Here is a 21,881-nt window from a genome sequence, read left to right on the forward strand (position 1 = left end):
CAGCGGTTCAGCGCGGCTCGCGCCACATCGGCCACATCCGCGGGCCGTCCGGGAGGTCCACGGTGCGTCCGGTGGAGGCGAAGCCGAGGCGTTCGTACAGCCGTACGCTGCGGGCGCTGCTCGCCTCCAGATAGGCGGGCAGGCTCTCGCTGTCGCAGCGATCGAGGACGTGCTGGATGAGCGCGGTGCCGAGGCCCCTGCTCTGGTGTCCGGGGGCCACGCCGATCATCCACAGGTACTCGTGGGCGCGGTCCGCGGGGTGCACCTCGGCCGTCAGCCGGGCGATCCGCTCCACGCGCTCGTTCTCCGGGTCGACGGCCTCCCGCAGCCGCACCCCGTCGTCCCCCTCCTCGGGCTCCGCCCCGCCCGTACCCCCCTCCGGCGCGTGGTCGCCCCCCGGTACGGACAGCCACAGTGCGCACGCCGTGCCGTCCTCGGTCACGTCGATGCGTCCCTCGGCGAGCACGACGTCGGTGAACGCGGCCATCAGTCGGTGATGCGTCCTGCGGCGGTACTCCTCGCCCGGGAAGACCCAACTGCTGACCGGGTCGTCCTGGAACGCTTCGTCCAGCAGCCGGACGACCAGCTCCCGGTCGCTCCCGTCGGCCGCCCGAATGGCCACACCCATCAGCCCACCCCTTCACGTCAACTCGCCCCGTCGAAACGGCGGTTGCAGCCTAACCGGAACTCGATCGGCCGGGGCGCCACGGGTGGGGAGGGGCGGCCCCCGCACATCGTCTGAGGTACGGGGGCCGCCCCGGCCGGAGTCTCCGGGACCGTGGCGGGGTCAGGAGCCGCTCGGGCCCGGTCTCCGGGGTTCCAGCGGTGGTGCCGGTCAGGCGCTGCGCCGGGTGACGAACTCGGCCAGCGCCAGGAGGCCACCCGCCGCGTCCGGGTCGGGGACCGCGCGGGACAGCTCCTGCATCGCCCGGCCCATCCGGTCGGCCGCCTGCGACTGCGCCCAGTCCCGCCCGCCCGCCTGCTCGACGGCGAGCACAGTGCGCTCCAACTCCCCTTCCTGATACGGCCCCTCGTACATCTCCGCGAGCTCGGCCGCCGCCGGCGTACCGGAGGCGAGCGCGGCGACCACAGGCAGCGACTTCTTACGGGCCATGAGGTCCGCACCGGCCGGCTTGCCGGTGCGGCTCGGGTCGCCCCAGATGCCGATCACGTCGTCGATGAGCTGGAAAGCCAGCCCCGCCTCACGGCCGAACGCATCCAGCGCCTCCACGTCCGCCGCGTCCGCTCCCGCGTACAGCGCGCCCAGCGCGCAGGCGCAGCCGAGCAGGGCGCCCGTCTTCGCCTCGGCCATGGCGAGCACCTCCGCGAGCGTGACCTCGTGGGGGCCACGCCGCTCCATGGCCGTGTCCGCGTGCTGCCCGGCACACAGCTCGACGACACAGGCCGCGAGCCGGGCGGCGGCCGCGCCCGACGCCGGGTGCGGGTCCTCGGCGAGCAGCCGCAGGGCCAGCGCCTGCAGGGCGTCTCCCGCGAGGATCGCGTCCGCGTCACCGAACACGGTCCACGCGGTGGGGCGGTGCCTGCGGGTGGTGTCGCGGTCCATCAGATCGTCGTGCAGCAGCGTGAAGTTGTGGACGAGTTCCACCGCCGCGGCGGCCCGTACGGCGGTCGACTCCTGCCCGCCGAGTGCCCGTACGGCCGTCAGCACGAGCGCCGGTCGTATCGCCTTGCCCGCGTTGCCGGTCGCCGGGGTGCCGTCCGCGTGCTCCCAACCGAAGTGATAGCGCGCGATCCGGCGCATGGAGCCGGGCAGCGAGTCGACGGCCCGGCGCAGCTCGGGGTCGACCGCGGCGCGGGTGCGCTCCAGGATCGCCGCGGCTTCGTGCCCGTCGGGCGGAGCCGGCCGACCGGAGAGCGGGTCACGCCGCTTCGGGACACCGGCCGGGCCGCGCCGCGCGAGGGCCGGGCCCCGCTTCGGCTCCGTCATGAACTCACTCATGGAACCGCCTCGTGGAGTCTGCGGACGGTGACGCCTTCCGCTACCGCTGGACACATGCCCGGATGATCTACCCACGGTGACGGGCGGAACACCGAGTGCCGCTTCTGGGCCGCGATCGGACGCGCCTCGTGGGCGGACGAGCCGAGGAGGGGCCTCACCTCCAGCGGCCGATCTCGACATTCTCCAGGACCCCCAGCGCGTCCGGGACCAGGACGGCGGCCGAGTAGTACGCCGTCACCAGATAGCTGATGATCGCCTGCTCGTTGATGCCCATGAACCGCACCGACAGGCTCGGTTCGATCTCGTCGGGGATCCCGGACTGGCGAAGTCCGACGACGCCCTGCTCCTCCTCCCCGGTACGCATGGCGATGATCGAGGTCGTGCGGGCCTCGGTGACCGGGATCTTGTTGCACGGGTAGATCGGCACGCCGCGCCAGGTGGGGATGCGGTTGCCTCCGATGTCGATGGTCTCCGGGACGAGTCCGCGCTTGTTGAGTTCACGGCCGAACGCGGAGATCGCACGCGGATGGGCGAGGAAGAGCTTGGTGCCGCGCCGCCTGCTGAGCAGCTCGTCCATGTCGTCGGGGCTCGGCACGCCGTCGTGCGGCTGCAGCCGCTGGTCGTACTCGCAGTTGCTCAGGAGCCCGAAGTCGGGGTTGTTGATGAGCTCGTGCTCCTGGCGCTCCTTGAGAGCCTCGACGGTCAGCCGGAGCTGGTGCTCGGTCTGGTTCATCGGCTGGTTGTAGAGGTCCGCCACGCGCGTGTGGATGCGCAGGACCGTCTGGGCGATGCTCAGCTCGTACTCACGGGGCGATGCCTCGTAGTCGACGAAGGTGTGCGGGATGTCCGGCTCACCGGAGTGACCGGCGGCGAGGTCGATCGCCTTCTCGCCGTACTTGTTGGTGCGCTGGGCGGGGATCGAGCGCTGCCGCTGGAGGTGGTCGCGCAGCGACTGGGCCCGCTCCGCGACCTGGTCGACGTCCCGGCGGGGCAGGGCGAGCACCGTGCAGGTGGTGACCGCGCGGGCCGTGTACTCCCAGATGGCGTCCGGGTCGAGCAGCGACTGGTCGCCGAAGTATGCGCCGTCGGCCAGGACGCCGAGCACCGCGTCGTCCCCGTAGGGGCCCGTGCCGATCTTCTCCACCTTGCCGTGCGCGAGCAGGAACACCTCGTCGGCCTGGCTGCCGAACTCGGCGAGCACGTCCCCCGGTGCGAACCTGCGCTGCTGGCAGCGCTGGGCGAGTTCGCCGAGCACGTCCAGGTCGTCGTACGCGCGCAGGGCGGGCAGCTCGCCCAGCTCCGCGGGGATGACCGCCACCTGATCACCGGTCTTCACGAAGGTCACTCGGCCGTCGCCCACCGCATAGGTCAGGCGGCGGTTGACCCGGTACGTGCCACCCTGCACGTTCACCCACGGCAGCGTGCGCAGCAGCCACCGTGAGCTGATCTCCTGCATCTGGGGTGCGGACTTGGTGGTGGTGGCCAGGTTCCGCGCCGCCGCGGTGCCGAGGCTCTGCTGCGGCCTGTTCTCCTCGGCGCGGACCTCTTCGCCTACCGACATTGGTAATGCCCCTCCCGGTCATGCATCCGATCTGCGAGGACCAGCCTTCCATCACGCATCGTGGTCGCACCATTACACGAAAGAGCGGGAATGGATCACGGCTGGGTTGGGCACTTGAGCCCGCGTTTCCGAGTGCTCCCGGCCGGTGGCCGGTATTCGACAATGGCGGGGTGACCAGCCCTGCCGCGCGGGACGCCCGCGAGACGCCCGACCCGGCGACCGAGCTGCGCCCGCGCCTGCCGTCGCCGCTGCGGGAGGTCGTGGACGAGCGGTTCGCACGGTACGGCGTGCGGCTGCTGCTCAAGCGTGACGACCTGATCCACCCGGACCTGGTCGGCAACAAGTGGCGCAAGCTCGCCCCCAACCTTCGGGCCGCGGCCGGCCGCCCCCTGCTCACTTTCGGGGGCGCGTACTCCAACCACCTGCGCGCGACGGCCGCGGCGGGCCGGCTGCTGGGGCTGGAGACGATCGGAGTGGTGCGCGGCGAGGAGCTGGCCGACCGCCCGCTCAACCCCTCGCTGGCCCGGTGCAGGGCCGACGGCATGCGACTGCACTTCGTCGACAGGTCGACCTATCGCCTCAAGGCGGAGCCGGAGACGCTGACCGGCGTCCTGCGTGCGGCGGACGCCGAGGAGGCGTACGTGGTTCCGGAGGGCGGCAGCAACTCCCTCGCCGTGCGCGGCTGCCGCGCGCTCGGTGAGGAGCTGCGCGGCCGGGCGGACGTGGTGGCCCTGGCCTGCGGCACCGGTGGCACGCTGGCGGGCCTCGCGGCCGGCCTGGCCCCTGGCCAGCGGGCCCTGGGCATCCCCGTCCTCAAAGGCGGCTTCCTGACCGCCGAGGTGACCGCCCTGCAGACCCGCGCCTTCGGCGCCCGCCGCGGCACCTGGTCCCTCGACGACCGCTTCCACTTCGGCGGGTACGCCCGCACCACCCCCGAACTCGAAGCGTTCGCGACCGACTTCGCCTCCCGCCACGGCCTGCCTGTGGAACGTCTCTATGTCGCCAAGCTGCTGTACGGACTGGTCACGTTGACCCGGGAGGGGGCGTTCCCGAGGGGGACGACGGTGGCGGCCGTGATCACGGGTCGCCCCTTTCCCTAGCGGAGCCCGGCCCCGTGCGAGGGGCTCATGTCGTCTCCCGGAACGCCGCCGCCTCCTCCAGGTCCAGGCGGCGCAGCAGGGTGCGGAGCATCTCGTCGTCGATGTAGCGGTGGTTGCGGAGTTTGACGAACACCTCCCGCTCCGCACCGATCATCTCGCGCGACAGCCGCCGGTAGGTCTCGTCGACCGTTTCGCCGGTCACCGGGTTCACCGAGCCCAGCCGTTCCCAGACAGCGTTGCGGCGGCGCTCCAGGACGATGCGGAGGCGGTCGGCCAGTGGTGGCGGCAGTGCGTTGCGCTCGTCCTCCAGGAGTTCCTCGAGGCGCTGCTCGGCGGCCCGGGACGCCTGCGCCTGTGCGTTCGCCTCCGCGAGCGTCTCCGCCTGGGGGTTGCGCCCCGGCAGGCGCAGCAGCCGGATGATCGGGGGCAGGCTCAGTCCCTGCACCACCAGCGTGCCGATCACCGTCGTGAAGGTCAGGAAGAGGACCAGGTTGCGGTCGGGGAACGGGCCGCCACCGTGCACGGTCCGCGGGATCGAGAAGGCGATCGCGAGTGACACGACCCCCCTCATCCCCGCCCAGCCGATGATCAACGGCCCCTTCCACGTCGGGTTCTCCTCGCGCTCCCGGATGCGCCCGAAGAGGGCACGCGGCAGGAAGGTCGCCGGGTACACCCAGACGAACCGGGACACGACGACCACCAGGAACACGGCCACCGCGTACCAGGCCGCGCGCGTGCCCTCATACGGACCGAGGCCCCTGAGGACGACCGGCAGCTGCAGTCCGATGAGAGCGAAGACCGCCGACTCCAGCACGAACGCGACCATCTTCCACACCGCCTCCTCCTGGAGACGGGTCGCGAAGTCGACCTGGTAGTTGTGGTAGCCGAGATAGAGGGCTACGACGACCACGGCGAGCACTCCGGAGGCGTGCACCCATTCCGCGGCGCCGTAGGCGACGAACGGGATCAACAAGGAGAGCGTGTTCTGCAGCAGCGCCTCCTTCAGGTGGGTGCGAAGCCAATGGATCGGCACCATCAGCAGCAGACCGATCACCACCCCGCCGACCGCCGCGATCAGGAACTCCCGCACGCCGCCCGACCAGGTCGCGCCTTCGCCGACCGCCGCGGCCAGCGCCACCTTGTACGCGGTGATCGCGGTCGCGTCGTTCACCAGCGACTCCCCCTGCAGGATCGTGGTGATCCGTGAGGGCAGGCCCACCCGCCGGGCGACCGCCGTCGCCGCGACCGCGTCCGGCGGCGCGACCACCGCGCCCAGGACCAGCGCCGCCGTCAGCGGCAGGCCCGGCACGATCAGGTACGTCGCCCAGCCCACGGCGAGGGTCGCGAAGAGCACGTATCCGACGGACAGCAGGGCCACCGGCCGCATCTGCGCCCTCAGATCCAGGTAGGAGCTGTCGGTGGCCGCGGTGTAGAGCAACGGGGGCAGCACCAGCGGCAGGACGATCTCGGGGTCGAGGGTGTACTCGGGCACCCCGGGCAGGTACGAGACGGCAAGCCCCACGGCGACGAGCAGCAGCGGCGCGGGCACCGGGGTCCGGCGCGCCGCCCCGGCTACGGCCGCGCTGCCGGCGACCAGCAACAGCAGTGGCACCACGTTCATCGTCTTCCGCCCGCCCTCTTTTTCCGCGCCGCTTCCCGCGGACCCGTCGTAATCTGGCCACCATGAAACAGTGCACGCACGGCGACGCGCTGCCGGACCCCGAGCCCAAGCCCCAGAGCGAGACCTGCCTGGAGTGCCTCGCCGCCGGCACGCACCCGGTGCAACTGCGTCTGTGCCTGGAGTGCGGACACGTGGGCTGCTGCGACTCCTCGCCCCTCCGGCACGCCACGGCGCACCACGAGGCCAGCGGCCACCCGGTGATGCGCACGTTCGAACCAGGTGAGAACTGGCGCTGGTGCTTCGTCGACCATGTACTCGTGTGACCGCGGACCGGCCCCCGTGTGACCCTGGATCCGGACGGTTCGCCGGTCTGACGTCCGGGTACGTCAAAGCGGCACGCGCTCTCCCCGATTGGTTCCGCCAGACCCCTAGCCACTGTGCGTATACATGGGTTTACTATGAGTGACAGCAAGGGGTCGGGGTCCCGGGGACAGGTACGTTGAGAGCGCGATAGCGTCACCGCTGAACCACGAGGGGCGTTACCCCGGGGGGCGACCCTCGGCCCCCGAAACAGCTTGTACCACCTTGGAGGTGAGGGTGTCCCAGATCGCAGGCGAGCCCGCGACCCAGGACTTCGTGGAAGTCCGGCTGCCGGCTGCGGGTGCCTACCTGTCGGTGCTGCGCACGGCCACGGCCGGTCTCGCAGCCCGTTTGGACTTCACCCTCGACGAGATCGAGGACCTGCGCATCGCGGTCGACGAGGCCTGCGCGATCCTGCTGCAGCAGGCCGTGCCCGGCTCGGTGCTCAGCTGTGTCTTCCGGCTCATCGACGACTCGCTGGAGGTCACGGTCGCGGCCCCGACCACGGACGGCCATGCCCCCTCGCGGGACACTTTCGCCTGGACGGTCCTGTCGGCCCTGGCCGGCAAGGTCTCCTCCGCGGTCTCCGACGACAAGACCGTGTCCATCAGCCTCTACAAACAGCGCGGCGCGGGACCCGGGCCGGCGTGACGAACGGGGACGGGCCGGTGCGGGACGAAGAGCGCGGCACACGGAAGTTCTCCGCCGGGAGCGCGGGCGGCCCGGACGGGGCGCCGCGCATGGCGGAAGGCGTGGACGGCATCCCCGAGCAGGCCCGTCCGCACCCGGAGGGCCAGGCGTCGGCGGTCATGGCACCCGTGCAGACGGGTCCGGCCGGGGCGGACGAGGTGCTCTCCGTCCGGGGCGGCGCACGACGGGATGCAGGCGGAGCCACGGGCACGTCCTCCGGAGGGCGGCGGACGACGGGCGGGACGATGAGCGAGCACGAGCGAAACGCTGAGCAGGGTGTGCCGGTCGGCGCACAGCACGACCCACAGGACCGCAGCGGCGCGCGGGCGATGTTCGTCGAACTGCGCAAGCTGAAGGAAGGCAGCCCGGAGTACGCGGAGCTGCGCAACCGGCTGGTTCGTATGCACCTGCCGCTCGTCGAGCACCTCGCGCGCCGCTTCCGCAACCGCGGCGAGCCGCTGGACGATCTGACCCAGGTCGCGACCATCGGTCTGATCAAGTCGGTCGACCGCTTCGACCCGGAGCGGGGCGTCGAGTTCTCGACCTACGCGACCCCGACGGTCGTCGGCGAGATCAAGCGGCACTTCCGCGACAAGGGCTGGGCGGTGCGCGTGCCGCGGCGCCTGCAGGAGCTGCGCCTGGCCCTGACGACGGCCACGGCCGAGCTGTCCCAGCAGCACGGCCGCTCCCCGACGGTCCACGAGCTGGCCGAGAAGCTGGCCATCTCGGAGGAGGAGGTCCTGGAGGGCCTGGAGTCCGCCAACGCGTACTCCACGCTGTCCCTGGACGTCCCCGACACGGACGACGAGTCCCCGGCGGTCGCGGACACGCTCGGCGCGGAGGACGAGGCGCTGGAGGGCGTCGAGTACCGCGAGTCGCTGAAGCCGCTGCTGGAGGATCTGCCGCCGAGGGAGAAGCGGATCCTGCTGCTGCGCTTCTTCGGCAACATGACGCAGTCGCAGATCGCGCAGGAGGTCGGCATCTCGCAGATGCACGTCTCGCGTCTGCTGGCGCGGACGCTGGCGCAGCTGCGGGACAAGCTGCTGGTGGAGGAGTAGGACGGCGGCACGCGGGGCTGCCGGTCAGCGGCGTCCCGCGACGGCCGGGCGGTGTCCCGCCTTCGCGTCGGCTCGGGGGCGCGGGAGGCCGGCGACGGCCGGGATGTCGCTGTTGTCGTTGCTGCCGCTGGTGTCGTCGGGCGGGGAAATCAGTCGTCGGGCAAGGAAATCACCGGGCTCGGTGTCCTTGCCCGGCATCGCGACGCCAAGCCGACACCGGCCGTACGTCGGCTCCTCTCCGGCCGCCCCGCAAGGCCGGACGTCGGCCACCGCCTCGGCCCCTCCGCAGAGCCGGCCGGACGCCTGCTACCGCTTCGGCTCCTCCGCGCGGCCGGGCCCGCGGATTCCGAGGGCCTGCGTCGTCGCCGGGTTCACCAGGAGCACCAGGGCCGTCACCGCGACGATCGCGAGCACGATGCCGACCGGGATCGCGACGCTGTCGGCGCGCAGCAGGTTGTACGCCACCGGCAGCGCCATGATCTGGGTGATGACGGCGGGCCCCCGGCTCCAGCCGCGCCGCAGCAGCAGTCCCCGCGCGGCCAGCAGGGGAAGCAGCGCGAGCACGATCAGGGTGATGCCCAGGGTGACGGCCTGCTGCCGGTCGTCCGGCGCGCCCGTGAGTCCGAGGACGAGCGTCCAGGCGCCGCCCGCGACCAGGGCCAGCCCCTCCAGGCCGGCCAGCGCCGCCGCGGCGGTCAGCCGCGCGGGGCGGGGCCCGGCTTCGCGGGTCTCAGGAGTGGGGTTCTGCTCAGCGCTCACCCCTGAAGGGTAGCCTTCGGCCCGGTCGCCGCCGCCGACGCCTCCGGCCCCGCTGTGCCCAAGACGACTCCCGGTCCTTACCGGATCCCTACCCGGGCTAGGGCCCGGTACCGCCCAGTAGGTACGCTGCACACCATGCGTGCACTTCTCGTGGTCAATCCGGCGGCAACCACCACAAGCGCACGTACCCGTGATGTCCTCATCCACGCGCTGGCGAGCGAGATGAAGCTCGAGGCGGTGACCACCGAGTACCGGGGGCACGCCCGGGACCTCGGCCGGCAGGCCGCGGAGAGCGAGGACATAGACCTGGTCGTGGCGCTCGGCGGGGACGGCACGGTCAACGAGGTCGTCAACGGCCTGTTGCACCACGGCCCGGACCCCGACCGCCTCCCCCTGCTCGCCGTGGTGCCCGGCGGCTCGACCAATGTCTTCGCCCGGGCCCTGGGCCTGCCCAACGACGTCGTGGAGGCCACCGGCGCCATCCTCGACGGCCTGCGCGAGCGCCGTGAGCGTGTGGTCGGCCTCGGTCTCGCCGCGGGCACCCCGGGCACCGAGGACGAGGCGGTGCCCTCCCGCTGGTTCACCTTCAACGCGGGCTTCGGCTTCGACGCGGGAGTGGTCGGCCGGGTGGAGCAGCAGCGGGAACAGGGCAAGCGGTCCACCCATGCGCTCTACCTGCGCCAGGTGATCCGTCAGTTCCTGGACGAACCGCATCGCAGGCACGGCACGATCACCCTGGAGCGGGCGGGTGAGGAGCCGGTCACCGATCTGGTCATGTCCATAATCTGCAACACCGCGCCCTGGACGTTTCTCGGCAATCGTCCGGTGTACGCCTCGCCTAAGGCCTCGTTCGATACCGGCCTCGACGTGCTGGCCCTCAGCCGCCTCTCGACGGCCTCGATTGCCCGGTATGCGACCCAGTTGCTCACTTCGTCCCCCGAGCGCGGACCCCGTGGCAGGCATGTGGTCTCGCTGCACGACCTGAGCGGCTTCACCTTGCATTCGAAGGCGCCCCTCCCCCTGCAGATGGACGGCGACCACCTCGGGGTGCGTACGAGCGTGACGTTCACAGGCGTACGCCGTGCACTGCGTGTGATTGTGTGAGCAGAAGGGGCCAAAGTCCTTTCACTCGAACGTTTAGGCCAGGATCCACCCCTTGGAAGTACGGCTGTGACCTAGTCGACACCAAGGAATCAAAAAAACTTTCCGGAAGGGGTTGTATCCGCCGCTGAGGTTTGCGAGTCTCTACGTGGCGCTCGGGACAGCCCGCAACACCGGCTCCCATCGAGAGTGTCCGAACCCCTCCTCAATCCACAGGACCACGTCAGTGAGTCTGACGATCGGCCCTTCACTTGTTGAGGGATTCGTGAAAGCGTTCACATTCACAAGCAACCTGCACGTAATACCAAGGAGAGGTAGCAGCCATGGACTGGCGTCACAACGCCGTTTGCCGCGAGGAAGACCCCGAGCTCTTCTTCCCCATCGGCAACACCGGTCCTGCGCTGCTGCAGATCGAGGAAGCCAAGGCCGTCTGCCGTCGCTGCCCGGTTATCGAGCAGTGCCTGCAGTGGGCGCTCGAGTCCGGCCAGGACTCCGGCGTCTGGGGTGGTCTCAGCGAGGACGAGCGCCGCGCCATGAAGCGCCGCGCCGCCCGCAACCGGGCCCGTCAGGCCTCCGCCTGACACACCCGCCCCGACGAGCCTGAGCTTGGCGGCGCGTACAGCGAGTACGCTTCTCCCGCCCCCGAGCCGCAGCGCGCAGTCGCTAGCAGCAGCTGGCACCAACGAGCTTTTAGCCCCGGACCACTTGGTGGCCCGGGGCTCATTGCTGTGGGGACGACGCCCTGCGGAGCCGAGGCGGCGACGGCGGCGATATCCCTACCGGCTCGCCGCCGCCCGGGCTCACTTCTGCGCACGGACCGGGATGTCCAGGATCACACGCGTGCCCCGCCCCGGGGCCGGGACCATATCGAAGGTCCCGCCCAACTCGCCCTCAACCAGCGTTCGCACGATCTGCAGCCCGAGGTTGCCGGCGGTCTGCGGATCGAAGCCCTCGGGCAGGCCCACCCCGTCGTCCTGGACGGTGACCAGGAGGCGCGCCTCCTTCGTAGTACCGCCGCGGACGGCCGAGACCTCGACCGTGCCGGTCTCGCCCTGACGGAAGCCGTGCTCCAGCGCGTTCTGCAGGACCTCCGTGAGCACCATGGACAGCGGGGTGGCGACCTCCGCGTCGAGGATGCCGAAGCGGCCGCTGCGCCGGCCGGTGACCGTGCCGGGCGAGATCTCCGCGACCATGGCGAGCACCCGGTCGGCGATCTCGTCGAACTCCACGCGCTCGTCCAGGTTCTGGGACAGCGTCTCATGGACGATGGCGATCGAGCCGACCCTTCGCACGGCCTCCTCCAAGGCCTCCCTGCCGCGATCGGACTCGATACGACGGGCCTGCAGGCGGAGCAGGGCGGCGACCGTCTGGAGGTTGTTCTTCACCCGGTGGTGGATCTCCCGGATGGTCGCGTCCTTGGTGATCAACTCGCGCTCGCGGCGCCGCAGTTCGGTGACGTCCCGGAGCAGCACCAGCGAGCCGATGCGCGTGCCCTTGGGTTTGAGGGGGATCGCGCGGAACTGGATCACCCCGTCGTTGGCCTCGATCTCGAACTCGCGCGGCGCCCATCCGCTGGCAAGCTTGACCAGTGCCTCGTCCACCGGCCCCTTGGTCGGGGCGAGTTCCGCGGTGGTCTTGCCGAGGTGGTGGCCGACGAGGTCGGCGGCGAGGCCGAGCCGGTGGTACGCCGACAGCGCGTTCGGTGACGCGTACTGGACGATGCCGTCCGCATCGAGCCTGATCAAGCCGTCACCGACGCGCGGTGAGGCGTCCATGTCGACCTGCTGGTCCGGGAACGGGAAGGCGCCGGCCGCGATCATCTGGGCCAGGTCGGAGGCGCTCTGGAGGTACGTGAGCTCCAGGCGGCTCGGGGTGCGCACCGTCAGCAGGTTGGTGTTGCGTGCGATGACGCCGAGGACGCGGCCCCCGCAGCGTACGGGGATGGACTCGACCCGGACCGGAACCTCCTCACGCCACTCCGGGTCGCCCTCGCGCACGATCCGGCCCTCGTCCAGGGCCGCGTCCAGCATGGGACGGCGGCCGCGGGGGACGAGGTGGCCGACCATGTCGTCCTGGTAGGACGTGGGGCCGGTGTTGGGGCGCATCTGGGCCACCGACACGTATCGGGTGCCGTCGAGAGTGGGCACCCACAGGACCAGGTCGGCGAAGGAGAGGTCGGACAACAGCTGCCACTCCGACACCAGCAGATGCAGCCACTCCAGGTCGGAGTCGCTGAGAGCGGTGTGCTGGCGGACCAGTTCGTTCATGGAGGGCACGTGTGCGAGGGTACCTGGGCGTTCGGACATCGATCGAAATCGGCCGGTGCAGGCACCCCGGTACGACCCTGCCGGGGAGGCGGTCCGGGTGCGGCGCTCGTACGGCCCCGGGAAGCACCCGCGGGCCGCGGCGCCTGGGAGGGACCCTCAACCCTCCCGGCACCGCAGCCCGGAGCATCAACGGCCGCGGGGTGTGCGGTCCCGGTCGGCCGAAGGTCGAGGAGCCGGAGCAGTCAGGGCAGAGAGCGCCGGTTCCTCGGTCCGCCTTCCTGTGCGGGGAAGACGGGGCTGTGTGGCTTTACTTACTTTACCTAGCGTTGGCGGCGCTGGTGGACTAGACCACGCCGACGAGACCAATGGTGCCCGGGTCCTGTGCGTGTGTCCATGCGTTGGAGGATGTTTGTTGTTGTCTCTTTATCAGACATCCACGCCGTCACGCATCCGTCCCGGCCGTCCCGACGGCCCACTTGGAGCGTAGCCGCCGCCGGTTCGCGAGGGGGGCCAGACGGCGAGGGCGACCTCGGCGAGCGCCTCCAGCTCCTCCCGGGTGGCCCCGTCGCGCGCCTGCTGGGACATGCCCTGGATGATCGCGCCGACGTACCGGGCGAGGGTGCGGGCATCGGTACCGGCGGGCAGCTCACCGGTGGCGACCGCGGCCCGGATACGGCTCTCGAAGGCGTCGATGTTGGCGTTGCGCCGTGCCCGCAGGGACTCCTCGACCTCCGGTGTCGTGCAGTTGGTGGCGGCGTGGATGACGAGGCAGCCGTGCGGGCGCCCGGGGGCGGTGTAGATCTCGGCGGCCTCGCGGAGCATTCGCTCGACCGCGGCACGGGCGGTGGGCTCCTCGGCGAGGGCGCGGCCACCGAAGGATCCGTACCGCTCGTCGTAGACCCCGACGACCTCCTCGAAGAGGGACCGCTTGTCGCCGAACGCCGCGTACAGGCTCGGCGCACCGATGCCCATGACCCGGGTCAGGTCGGAGACGGAGGTGGCCTCGTAGCCGTGCTCCCAGAACGCGAGGAGGGCCTTTTCAAGCGCGGTCCCACGGTCGAAGGAACGGGGGCGTCCGCGAGGGCGGGAGGACCCGGGACCACCGCGCGCCCGCGTCGATTGGCTCGCGGGCCGGCCCTCGGCCGCGGCCCGCGTCGACCCTCCGGCCGACGGCTCGGTCTGTCGGTCGCTGTCCTGACTCTCCACCATGGGGTGGATTTTATAGCGGGTGCTAGAGAAATGCGCCCGTCCTGCAGTACGGTCTTTTCTGTATCGACCGCTAGGGAATGCGAGGGGTATCGACATGGGCGTGCTCGCGGGGAGGACCGCGCTCGTCACGGGGGCGAGCAGGGGCATCGGCCGGGGAATCGCCGAGCGGCTGGCGCGTGACGGTGCACGGGTGGCCGTGCACTACGGCCGGAACGAGGCGGCAGCGAAGGAGACGGTCGCAGCGATCGAGGAAGCCGGAGGTTCCGCGTTCGCGATCGGCGTCGAACTGGGGCTGCCAGGCGACGCCCAGGCCCTGTGGGAGGCCTTCGACCGCCATGCGGACGGCGTGGACATCCTGGTCAACAACGCGGGCATCGGCGGTGCACGCCCGCTGCCGGAGATCGAGGAGGAGGAGTACGACAAGGTCTTCGCGGTGAATGTGAAGGCGCCGTTCTTCATCGTGCGTCGCGGCCTGGATCGGTTGAGGGACGGCGGCCGTGTCGTCAACATCTCCTCCGGCCTGTCCAGAACCGCGGCGATACCGCAGCAGGTCGCCTACGCGATGACGAAGGGCGCCCTGGACGTCTTCACCCGCGACCTGTCCAAGGTGCTGGGCCATCGTGGCATCACCGTGAACTCGGTGGCGCCCGGGATCATCGACACCGACAACACCGCCGAGTTGCTGCACGGCACACAGGACGGCGCGGCCTGGGCCGCCTCCATATCGGCACTTGGCCGCGTGGGCACCCCGGCCGACGTCGCCGACGTGGTGGCGTTCCTGGCCTCCGACGCCGGCCGGTGGGTCACGGGCAGCTGGGTGGACGCAACGGGAGGTTCGCTGACCTAGGGCCTCCTGCGGACTTCCGGCGCACCCGGCCGCTTCTCAGTGGGTCTCCGTCACCTTGGCCAGAGCGCGCGGGGCGTCCGGGTCCTGGCCGCGGGCGATGGTGACCTCGTACGCGAGGAGCTGGAGCGGAATGATCTCCAGGATCGGCTGGACCTCCTCGGCCACGCCCTCGGTCGGCAGGACGAAGCCCGCCGATGCCTGCTCGACCTGGCTCGGCGGTCCGATGACGACGAGGTCGGCTCCGCGGCCGCGCAGCCGGTCGAGTACGGGTTGGAGCGCGGCGCCGCCCTTGCCGTCCGTCACGACGGCGATGACCGGCGAGACGTTGTCGACCATGGCGAGCGGGCCGTGCAGGAGATCGGCGCCGGAGTAGGAGAGCGCGGGGATGTAGCTGGTCTCCATCAGCTTCAGGGCGGCTTCCTTGGCGGTGGGGTAGCCATAGCCGCGCGAGGTGATGACCATGCGCTCGGCGAAGCGGTAGCGGGCGGCGAGAGTGCGGACCTCGTCCTGACGGGCGAGGAGTTGCTCGGCGAGGTCGGGCAGTGCCTTCGCGGGGGCACCGTCACCGCCGCGCAGTCCTTCGACCAACAGATAGAGGGCGAGAAGGGAGGCGGTGTAGGTCTTGGTCGCGGGGAGAGCCTTCTCCTCACCGGCCATGACGTCCATGTGGTACTCGGAGACGGCGGCCAGCGGTGAGTCCGGGTTGTTGGTCACGGCGAGCGTGAGGGCACCGGCCTCGCGGGCGGCCCGCGTCGATGCGACGAGGTCCGGGGAGCCGCCGGACTGACTGACGGTGATGACCAGGACGTCGGTGAGGTCGGGGCGGGCGCCGTAGGCCGTGGTCGTGGACATCGAGGTGAGACCGCAGGGCAGGCCGAGACGGATCTCCAGGAGGTACTTGGCGTAGAGCGCGGCGTTGTCCGAGGTGCCGCGGGCCGTCAGAAGCACGAACCGGGGCTTGCGGGCGGCGACCTCGCGGGCCACCTCCCGGATGCGCGGCGCCCCCTCGTTGAGGATGCGGCGCAGAACGGCGGGCTGTTCGGCCATCTCCCGGGCCATGGCCCGTCCCGGGAGGTCTCGCTGAGGGTCCGGTGTCGTCGGCGTCATGGGGGTTCCTCCTGGGTGGTTCAGTGCCTCTCGCCATGGCCTGACGGCTTCCATTCCACCCCCTCGGACCCGGCGACGCCTCGACGGGGAGGCAGTGGCGGATCCGTGCCGGGCGATGCCGGGCAGAGGGGCGAATCAGTGAGCCTGCCGGCTCGGATCCGCCAGGCAGGCGACCTTGGCCGGACCCCGCGTTCGGGACGCCGCCGACTCCCTCCGGACCGCCTCCTCCACCTCCCGCCAACGCCCCTCCCGCAGGCCCTCCGACGGACCCGACTCTGTTAGATTGGTCTAAACCACATGGCCCATTTCCCCGGTTCCCAGTCCCTCTCCTCAGATCGGCAGGCCCAGCGTGGAAGTTGTCATCGTTCCGGACGCCCAGGCGGGTGGCGAGCTCATCGCCGAGGCCATGGCGCAGCTGCTCCGACGCAAGCCCGACGCCCTGCTCGGTGTCGCCACCGGGTCGACACCGTTGCCCGTGTACGAAGCCCTGGCGGCCAGGGCGCGCTCCGGTGCTGTGGACGTTTCGCGGGCGCGCGTCGCCCAGCTCGACGAGTACGTAGGACTGCCCGCGGACCACCCGGAGTCGTACCGTTCCGTCCTGCGGCGGGAGGTGCTGGAGCCGCTCGGGATAGGCATGGACGCCTTCCTGGGGCCCGACGGCACTGCGGAGGACGTTCAGGCCGCGTGCGAGGCGTACGACAGGGCGCTCGCCGAGGCCGGTGGCGTGGATCTGCAACTGCTCGGAATCGGGACCGACGGGCACATCGGGTTCAACGAGCCGTGCTCCTCGCTCGCCTCCCGCACCCGTATCAAGACGCTCACCGAGCAGACCCGTATCGACAACGCCCGCTTCTTCGACGGCGACATCGACCAGGTGCCGCACCACGTGATCACCCAGGGCATAGGCACCATCCTCGAGGCCCGGCATCTGGTGCTGCTGGCGACCGGCGAGGGCAAGGCGGACGCGGTCGCCGCGACCGTCGAGGGACCGGTCGCCGCGGTCTGCCCGGCCTCCGCGCTCCAACTCCACCCGCACGCGACCGTCGTCGTGGACGAGGCCGCCGCGTCCAAGCTGAAGCTCGCCGACTACTTCCGCCACACCTACGCCAACAAGCCCGACTGGCAGGGCATCTAGCACCCTCGCAGGAAGAGGCCTCACAAGGAGGACGCCGGGTCCGGACGGCACCCGGACCCGGCGTCCTGCCCACCGCGGCTCAACGGCCCGCGAGGACCTCCGCCGCCGCGCGACCGCACACCTGTGCCGCGCCGTGGGTGGCGATGTGCAGGGCGCCGCGAGGAACGGCCTGGGGGACGCCCATCTCGACCACGATCGTGTCGGGACGCTGCTCGAGGAGCGTGTCGAGGGCGGAGGCCATCCATGGGTGGCGGTGCTCGTCGCGGACCACCGCCACGATCCGCCGGGGCCCGGCGGCCGCCAGTGCCGCACGGCCCGCCGCCTCCCCGGCGAAGCTGCCGGTCTCCGTGCCGGGAAGCAGGCGGAGCAGTTCGGCGGTCACGCCCCACGGGGTCTCGTCGCCCACCGCGATGTTGGCGACGGGGGCGAGGGCGGCGACGTAGGGCGGTTCGGTGAGCGGGGTGAGGCCCGCTTCGCCGGTGATGTTCAGCGCGCGGCGGGCCGCGAGCAGGCCGATGTCGGCGACGGGCGGCCGGTGTGGGCCGACGCCGTCCGCTGCTGCCGACGCCGTCCACCGTGCCAGCGCCCGTACGCGCTCCGCGGCCTCGGCGAGCCGTTCCTCGGCCAGCTCTCCGGAGCGGACCGCCGCCACCAGGGCGTCCCGCAGCCGTCGTACCGTCTCGTCGTCCGCGAGACCGCCGCCCACGCAGATGGCGTCCGCGCCGGCCGCGACGGCGAGGACGCTGCCACGCTCGATGCCGTACGTGTCGGCGATCGCCCGCATCTCCATGCCGTCGGTGACGATCAGGCCGTCGTAGGCGAGCTCGTCGCGCAGCAGGTCGGTCAGGATGCGCCGGGACAACGTTGCCGGGCGGTCCGGGTCCAGGGCCGGGACCAGGATGTGCGCGCTCATCACGGCGCGCGTGCCGGCGGTGATCGCCGCGCGGAACGGGGCGACGTCGCGGTGCGTGAGCACCACTGGTTCCGCGTCGATGCGCGGCAGGGCGAGGTGGGAGTCGACCTCGGTGTCCCCGTGCCCCGGGAAGTGCTTGGTGCAGGCGGCGACGCCGGCGGACTGCAGGCCGGTGACGTAGGCGGCGGTGTGGCGGGCCACCAGCTGAGGGTCGGCGCCGAAGGACCGGACGCCGATCACCGGGTTGGCGGGGTTGGAGTTCACGTCGGCCGAGGGCGCCCAGTTGAAGTTGACCCCGCACTCGGCGAGCCGACGGCCGAGTGCGTAGGCCACCTCGCGGGTCAGGTCGACGTCGTCGACCGCGCCCAGCGCGTGGTTGCCCGGGAAGGAGGAGCCGGTGCGCGCCTCCAGGCGGGTGACGTCTCCGCCCTCCTCGTCGATGGCGACGAGCACGTCGTCGCGTTCGGCGCGCAACTGGGCGGTCAAGGCGGCGAGTTGTTCGGGCGAGGTGATGTTGCGGCCGAACAGGCCCACGGACGCCAGGCCCTCGCCGAGGCGCCGCAGCAGCCAGTCGGGGGCGGTGGTGCCGATGAAGCCGGGTTGGAGGACCGTCAGCGCGTCGCGCGTCAGAGTGTCCGTGCCGCTGGCGAATGTCGTCATCAGGGGGCGTTATCCCTTCACGGCGCCCGCGGTGAGGCCCGCGGCCATCTTGCGCTGGACGAGGAGGAAGAGCACGACCATCGGCACCGCCATCATCGTGGCGCCGGCCATCATGGGGGCGTACTCGGTGCCGTGCTTGGTGGTGAAGTTGCCGAGCCAGACGGTCGCGGTCTGGTGCTGCTGGCTCATCAGCATCAGGGCGTACAGGTACTCGTTCCATGCCTGGATGAAGCCGTAGACCGAGGTGGCGACCAGGCCGGGGGCCAGCAGCGGGAAGACGACCCGCAGGAAGGCGCCTGTGCGCGAGCACCCGTCCACCATGGCCGCCTCCTCCAGTTCGCGCGGGATGTTGACGATGAAGCCGCGCAGCGTCCACACCGTGAACGGGAGGATGAAGGTCAGGTAGGTGATGATCAGACCGGACAGCTTGTCGTACTGATCGAGGTCGTTGAGCAGGAGGAACACCGGGATGATCATGGCGATGAGCGGGACCATCTGGACCGCCAGGATGCCCACGATCACGATCTTCCGGCCGCGGAAGGCGAACCGGGAGATGGCCAGCGCCGCCAGCATGCCGACGACTATGCCGATCGCGACCACCGACAGCGACACGACGAGGCTGCGGCCGACCGGTCCCCAGAAGTCCGCGATGGCCAGCGCCCGGCGGAAGTTGTCCAGTGTGAAACCGGTGGGCAGCAGGCTCGGGTCCGGGTCGATGGCGTCCTTCGCCGGCTTGAACGCCGTGTCTATCATCCAGTAGACGGGGAAGCCCACGGTGAGGAAGACCAGCAGGCCGAGGAGGTTCCAGCCGAGCCGGGACCTGGTCCGGCGGCGGGCCGCGGAGCGCCCGGCGAGCGTCGTCGCACTCATGCCGCTCATGCCGCTCATTCGACTTCTCCGATCTTCAGCATCTGGCGCATGTAGACGGCGACGACGCCGAGCAGCAACAGCACGGTGATCAGCGCGATCGCGGAGCCCTGGCCGTAGTCGTCGACCACGAACGCCCGGTCGTACGAGTACGTGGTGAGCAACTGGAACTCGGCCTCGGGGTGGCCGCCGCGCATCACGAAGACCTGCGGGAAGACGCCCATGTCCCAGATCACGGAGAGGGTCGAGAGCATCACGATGATCGGCTTCAGGATCGGGAGGGTGACGTGGCGGAACACCCCCCAGGAGCCCGCGCCGTCGAGCCGGGCCGCCTCCTGAAGCTCGACGGGCACCTGGGTGAGGCCCGCGCCGAGCGTGATCACGACGAACGGCACAGCGCCCCAGACCACGAGCAGCATGATCACGGCCAGGCCCTGCGGTCCGCTCGCGAACCAGTTGTGGCCGATCAGATGCACGCCGGGCAGCTTGCTCAGCAGGGCGTTGAGGATGCCGTAGTCCGAGTCGAAGAGCCATTTGAAGACGGTGGTGGCCACGATGACCGGCATGCCCCAACTGGCCACCAGCACGATGTTGATCAGCGTCTTCATCCAGCCGGAGACCCGCTGGAGCAGCAGCGCGATCAGCATGCCGAGGACCATGGTGAAGATCACCGATCCGGCCGCGAAGACGATCGTGCGCACGACGACCGCCCAGAACTCGCCGTCCTGAAGCACGTTGGTGAAGTTGGCGAGCCCGGCCGACTGGGCCGGCTGGAACCCCCACAGCTGGGACTGGCCGAACTTCTGGAAGGACAGGGTCACCAGGCGGACCAGCGGATAGCCCATCACCAGGGCGAGGACCAGCAGACAGGGGGCGAGCAGCGCCCAGGGGACGGCGGTCCCGCCCGGCGCCCGCCCTCTGTGTGGCCTCACGGCGACGGCGCCCGGTGGTGGAGGCGCCGGCCGCGGCGGCGGCACCTTGGCAGGGGTGGTCGTGTCTGCGGCACTCATCGCGCGCTCCTCAGCGGTCCTTCAGGTCGTACGAAGGCGAAACCCGCACGGTCGCAGGAGGACGGCAGCCCCGCCCCCACGGTCGTACGAGACGCAGGGCCCCTCCCCGAACACCCCCCGGGGTCCACGGGGCCCTGCCGTCGGCTTACTTGGTGTTGATGACCTTGTCGATCGCGGCGTCCGCGTCCTTCGCGGCGGCCTCGACCGACTTCTTGCCGGTGCCGATGTCCTGCAGCATCGTCTGCAGGACCTGCGCCTTCTCGACCTGGCCCCAGCCGGGTGCCATGGGGACGAACCAGTTGGACTCGGCCGCGGTGGCCGGGACCGCCGTCGCCGGGTCGTTCTTCAGGGTCGCGAGGTCGGTCTTGTTGTTGGGCAGGTTGCCCTTGGCGATGAGACCCTTCTGGCCCTGCGACCCGGTGAAGGCGTTGATCCACTCGGCTGCCAGTGCCTGCGCCTTGGACTTGACCGGGATCGCCAGGTCGGAACCGCCCAGGAACACGGGCATGTTCTTGCCGGACGGACCGGGCATCACGAAGTTCTCGAGGCTGGTCTTCAGCTTGCCGCCGGTCTTGTCGGCCTTCGGGTCGGCCGCAGCCGCGCCCTCCCAGGCGGCGCCGAAGATCATGGCGGACTTGCCCTGGCCGTAGACGATGTACCGGTCGGACTCGTCCTTGGTCTTGTCGCCGTGCATGTACTTGTCGATGACCGTCTTGAACTCGCTGAGGCCCTTGAGGGACTCCGGCGAGGAGAGGCTGGCCTTCCACTGGCCGCCCTCCTGCTTGGCGATGGACCCGCCGGCGTCGTAGACGAAGGACATGGCCGCGTACCAGTCGCGCGTGGGCTGGTACCAGGCGCTGAACCCGCTGCCCTCCTTCTTCTGGATCTTGTCCAGGTCGGCGGTGAGCTCCTGGTACGTCTTCGGCGGCGTCTTCACACCGACCGAAGCGGCGATGTCCTTGCGCCAGTTGGCGACGCGGCCCCCGGCGTAGTAAGGGACGCCGTAGGCCTTGCCGTCGTACGTGACGGACGACTTGAGGCCGTCCAGCCACTGGGCGGAGTTGTCGAACTTGGCCGTGTCCACGGGGGCGAAGGCGCCCTTGACCATGTAACCGAGCATCTCGGTGTTGCCCATCTCGACCACGTCGGGCGCCTTGTCGGTGGCGAGGACGGCGTCGAGCTTGGTGTTCTTGTCCGGCCAGCCGTAGTACTCGTGGTTGATCTTCAGGCCCGGGTGCTTCTTCAGCACCGCGTCGTCGGCGGCCTTCACCAGCGCCGGCCAGTTGTTCTGGGCGTCGACCGTCAGCCAGACGGTGAGCTCCTTGGCGTCCGCCCCCGTGCTCGACCCGCCGGACTTCCCGCCCCCGCACGCCGCGATGGAGACCATCATGCCCGCGATACCGATCGCGACTGTCAGTTTGCGCTTCACGCCATCCTCCTCAGGGATGCCACAAACCCCCCTTGTCCCCGCGGCGTGACGACGCGCACCGCCCGTGGGGCCGGGACTGGACCAATGGTGTAGACCAGTACGGGGGAGCTTGGCTCAGACCAATAGGCTCGTCAAGGGCGTTCGAGCCGCTCAAGGTGTTCGTTATGCGACCTACATATGAAAGGACCTTTAAGTAGGAACCCAGCGAAAACGGGCACCCGGGCTCC

General features: G+C 70.7%; 20 protein-coding genes. 8 read left to right on the forward strand and 12 right to left on the reverse strand.

Annotated elements, in window-relative coordinates:
• Positions 1–7 precede the first annotated feature (7 nt).
• The 3 genes from C3488_RS11590 to C3488_RS11600 all read right to left on the reverse strand — a co-directional run bounded on the left by C3488_RS11590 (position 8) and on the right by C3488_RS11600 (position 3,521).
• Positions 8–628: an N-acetyltransferase gene (locus C3488_RS11590; protein WP_103839291.1), complete on the reverse strand. Its 621-nt coding sequence runs from the start codon at positions 626–628 to the stop codon at positions 8–10.
• A 207-nt stretch (positions 629–835) separates the two neighbouring features.
• Positions 836–1,960, reverse strand: coding sequence for a family 2 encapsulin nanocompartment cargo protein polyprenyl transferase (locus C3488_RS11595; protein WP_258053374.1), 1,125 nt, complete (start codon positions 1,958–1,960; stop codon positions 836–838).
• A gap of 154 nt (positions 1,961–2,114) precedes the next feature.
• The gene (locus tag C3488_RS11600; protein WP_103839292.1) at positions 2,115–3,521 is read right to left on the reverse strand and encodes a family 2B encapsulin nanocompartment shell protein; all 1,407 of its coding nucleotides are present in this window, start codon (positions 3,519–3,521) and stop codon (positions 2,115–2,117) included.
• 170 nt (positions 3,522–3,691) lie between these two features.
• Between C3488_RS11600 and C3488_RS11605 the strand changes: the two genes are divergently transcribed.
• Positions 3,692–4,621, forward strand: coding sequence for a 1-aminocyclopropane-1-carboxylate deaminase/D-cysteine desulfhydrase (locus C3488_RS11605; protein WP_181138974.1), 930 nt, complete (start codon positions 3,692–3,694; stop codon positions 4,619–4,621).
• Positions 4,622–4,646: 25 nt separating this feature from the next.
• Here the strand turns inward: C3488_RS11605 and C3488_RS11610 are convergent, their stop codons facing one another.
• Positions 4,647–6,242 (reverse strand): Na+/H+ antiporter, encoded by a 1,596-nt coding sequence (locus C3488_RS11610; protein WP_103839293.1) that lies wholly within the window; start codon positions 6,240–6,242, stop codon positions 4,647–4,649.
• A 62-nt stretch (positions 6,243–6,304) separates the two neighbouring features.
• Here C3488_RS11610 and C3488_RS11615 point away from each other — a divergent pair, with 62 nt between their 5' ends.
• The 3 genes from C3488_RS11615 to C3488_RS11625 all read left to right on the forward strand — a co-directional run bounded on the left by C3488_RS11615 (position 6,305) and on the right by C3488_RS11625 (position 8,350).
• A complete protein-coding gene (locus C3488_RS11615; RefSeq protein WP_103839294.1) occupies positions 6,305–6,565 on the forward strand; it encodes a UBP-type zinc finger domain-containing protein in 261 nt (86 codons plus the stop codon).
• Positions 6,566–6,839: 274 nt separating this feature from the next.
• Positions 6,840–7,253, forward strand: a complete 414-nt coding sequence (locus C3488_RS11620) for an anti-sigma regulatory factor (protein WP_103839295.1) — start codon at positions 6,840–6,842, stop codon at positions 7,251–7,253.
• A complete protein-coding gene (locus C3488_RS11625; RefSeq protein WP_103839296.1) occupies positions 7,250–8,350 on the forward strand; it encodes an RNA polymerase sigma factor SigF in 1,101 nt (366 codons plus the stop codon). Before C3488_RS11620 ends, C3488_RS11625 begins: the two co-directional genes overlap by 4 nt.
• A gap of 306 nt (positions 8,351–8,656) precedes the next feature.
• Here C3488_RS11625 and C3488_RS11630 read toward each other — a convergent pair whose 3' ends face one another.
• Entirely contained in the window at positions 8,657–9,109 is a 453-nt protein-coding gene (locus C3488_RS11630; RefSeq protein WP_103839297.1) for a hypothetical protein, read from the reverse strand.
• 135 nt (positions 9,110–9,244) lie between these two features.
• Between C3488_RS11630 and C3488_RS11635 the strand changes: the two genes are divergently transcribed.
• Positions 9,245–10,213, forward strand: a complete 969-nt coding sequence (locus C3488_RS11635; protein WP_103839298.1) for a diacylglycerol kinase family protein — start codon at positions 9,245–9,247, stop codon at positions 10,211–10,213.
• 320 nt (positions 10,214–10,533) lie between these two features.
• Complete coding sequence (locus C3488_RS11640; protein WP_003992873.1) at positions 10,534–10,791, forward strand: WhiB family transcriptional regulator; 258 nt, start codon at positions 10,534–10,536, stop codon at positions 10,789–10,791.
• Positions 10,792–11,010: 219 nt separating this feature from the next.
• On the opposite strand, the gene C3488_RS11645 is transcribed toward C3488_RS11640, so the two are convergent.
• Positions 11,011–12,477, reverse strand: coding sequence for a sensor histidine kinase (locus C3488_RS11645; RefSeq protein ID WP_103839299.1), 1,467 nt, complete (start codon positions 12,475–12,477; stop codon positions 11,011–11,013).
• 426 nt (positions 12,478–12,903) lie between these two features.
• Positions 12,904–13,686 (reverse strand): TetR/AcrR family transcriptional regulator, encoded by a 783-nt coding sequence (locus C3488_RS11650; RefSeq protein WP_103839300.1) that lies wholly within the window; start codon positions 13,684–13,686, stop codon positions 12,904–12,906.
• Between the two features lie 94 nt (positions 13,687–13,780).
• Between C3488_RS11650 and C3488_RS11655 the strand changes: the two genes are divergently transcribed.
• Complete coding sequence (locus C3488_RS11655; RefSeq protein WP_103839301.1) at positions 13,781–14,533, forward strand: SDR family oxidoreductase; 753 nt, start codon at positions 13,781–13,783, stop codon at positions 14,531–14,533.
• 36 nt (positions 14,534–14,569) lie between these two features.
• Here the strand turns inward: C3488_RS11655 and C3488_RS11660 are convergent, their stop codons facing one another.
• Positions 14,570–15,640 carry an SIS domain-containing protein gene (locus tag C3488_RS11660; RefSeq protein ID WP_103839302.1) on the reverse strand — a complete coding sequence of 357 codons (1,071 nt, stop codon included), beginning with the start codon at positions 15,638–15,640 and terminating at the stop codon, positions 14,570–14,572.
• A gap of 349 nt (positions 15,641–15,989) precedes the next feature.
• Between C3488_RS11660 and nagB the strand changes: the two genes are divergently transcribed.
• Entirely contained in the window at positions 15,990–16,775 is a 786-nt protein-coding gene (nagB, locus tag C3488_RS11665) for a glucosamine-6-phosphate deaminase (RefSeq protein WP_103839303.1), read from the forward strand.
• A 79-nt stretch (positions 16,776–16,854) separates the two neighbouring features.
• Here nagB and C3488_RS11670 read toward each other — a convergent pair whose 3' ends face one another.
• The 4 genes from C3488_RS11670 to C3488_RS11685 all read right to left on the reverse strand — a co-directional run bounded on the left by C3488_RS11670 (position 16,855) and on the right by C3488_RS11685 (position 21,654).
• Positions 16,855–18,348, reverse strand: coding sequence for a glycoside hydrolase family 3 protein (locus C3488_RS11670; RefSeq protein WP_103839304.1), 1,494 nt, complete (start codon positions 18,346–18,348; stop codon positions 16,855–16,857).
• 9 nt (positions 18,349–18,357) lie between these two features.
• Positions 18,358–19,218: a carbohydrate ABC transporter permease gene (locus C3488_RS11675; RefSeq protein WP_103839351.1), complete on the reverse strand. Its 861-nt coding sequence runs from the start codon at positions 19,216–19,218 to the stop codon at positions 18,358–18,360.
• A 14-nt stretch (positions 19,219–19,232) separates the two neighbouring features.
• Positions 19,233–20,225, reverse strand: coding sequence for a carbohydrate ABC transporter permease (locus C3488_RS11680; RefSeq protein WP_103839305.1), 993 nt, complete (start codon positions 20,223–20,225; stop codon positions 19,233–19,235).
• Positions 20,226–20,370: 145 nt separating this feature from the next.
• Positions 20,371–21,654 (reverse strand): extracellular solute-binding protein, encoded by a 1,284-nt coding sequence (locus tag C3488_RS11685; RefSeq protein ID WP_103839306.1) that lies wholly within the window; start codon positions 21,652–21,654, stop codon positions 20,371–20,373.
• Positions 21,655–21,881: the final 227 nt, after the last annotated feature.

Source organism: Streptomyces sp. Ru72 (genome assembly GCF_002920635.1).
Lineage (GTDB): Bacteria > Actinomycetota > Actinomycetes > Streptomycetales > Streptomycetaceae > Streptomyces.

Excerpts from the sequence above, each read along its gene's own strand:
- C3488_RS11590 (WP_103839291.1), bottom strand. The coding sequence starts at position 628 with ATGGGTGTGGCCATTCGGGCGGCCGACGGGAGCGACCGGGAGCTGGTC.
- C3488_RS11595 (WP_258053374.1), bottom strand. The coding sequence starts at position 1,960 with ATGAGTGAGTTCATGACGGAGCCGAAGCGGGGCCCGGCCCTCGCGCGG.
- C3488_RS11600 (WP_103839292.1), bottom strand. The coding sequence starts at position 3,521 with ATGTCGGTAGGCGAAGAGGTCCGCGCCGAGGAGAACAGGCCGCAGCAG.
- C3488_RS11610 (WP_103839293.1), bottom strand. The coding sequence starts at position 6,242 with ATGAACGTGGTGCCACTGCTGTTGCTGGTCGCCGGCAGCGCGGCCGTA.
- C3488_RS11615 (WP_103839294.1), top strand. The coding sequence starts at position 6,305 with ATGAAACAGTGCACGCACGGCGACGCGCTGCCGGACCCCGAGCCCAAG.
- C3488_RS11635 (WP_103839298.1), top strand. The coding sequence starts at position 9,245 with ATGCGTGCACTTCTCGTGGTCAATCCGGCGGCAACCACCACAAGCGCA.
- C3488_RS11640 (WP_003992873.1), top strand. The coding sequence starts at position 10,534 with ATGGACTGGCGTCACAACGCCGTTTGCCGCGAGGAAGACCCCGAGCTC.
- C3488_RS11645 (WP_103839299.1), bottom strand. The coding sequence starts at position 12,477 with ATGAACGAACTGGTCCGCCAGCACACCGCTCTCAGCGACTCCGACCTG.
- C3488_RS11650 (WP_103839300.1), bottom strand. The coding sequence starts at position 13,686 with ATGGTGGAGAGTCAGGACAGCGACCGACAGACCGAGCCGTCGGCCGGA.
- C3488_RS11655 (WP_103839301.1), top strand. The coding sequence starts at position 13,781 with ATGGGCGTGCTCGCGGGGAGGACCGCGCTCGTCACGGGGGCGAGCAGG.
- C3488_RS11660 (WP_103839302.1), bottom strand. The coding sequence starts at position 15,640 with ATGACGCCGACGACACCGGACCCTCAGCGAGACCTCCCGGGACGGGCC.
- C3488_RS11670 (WP_103839304.1), bottom strand. The coding sequence starts at position 18,348 with ATGACGACATTCGCCAGCGGCACGGACACTCTGACGCGCGACGCGCTG.
- C3488_RS11675 (WP_103839351.1), bottom strand. The coding sequence starts at position 19,218 with ATGAGTGCGACGACGCTCGCCGGGCGCTCCGCGGCCCGCCGCCGGACC.
- C3488_RS11680 (WP_103839305.1), bottom strand. The coding sequence starts at position 20,225 with ATGAGTGCCGCAGACACGACCACCCCTGCCAAGGTGCCGCCGCCGCGG.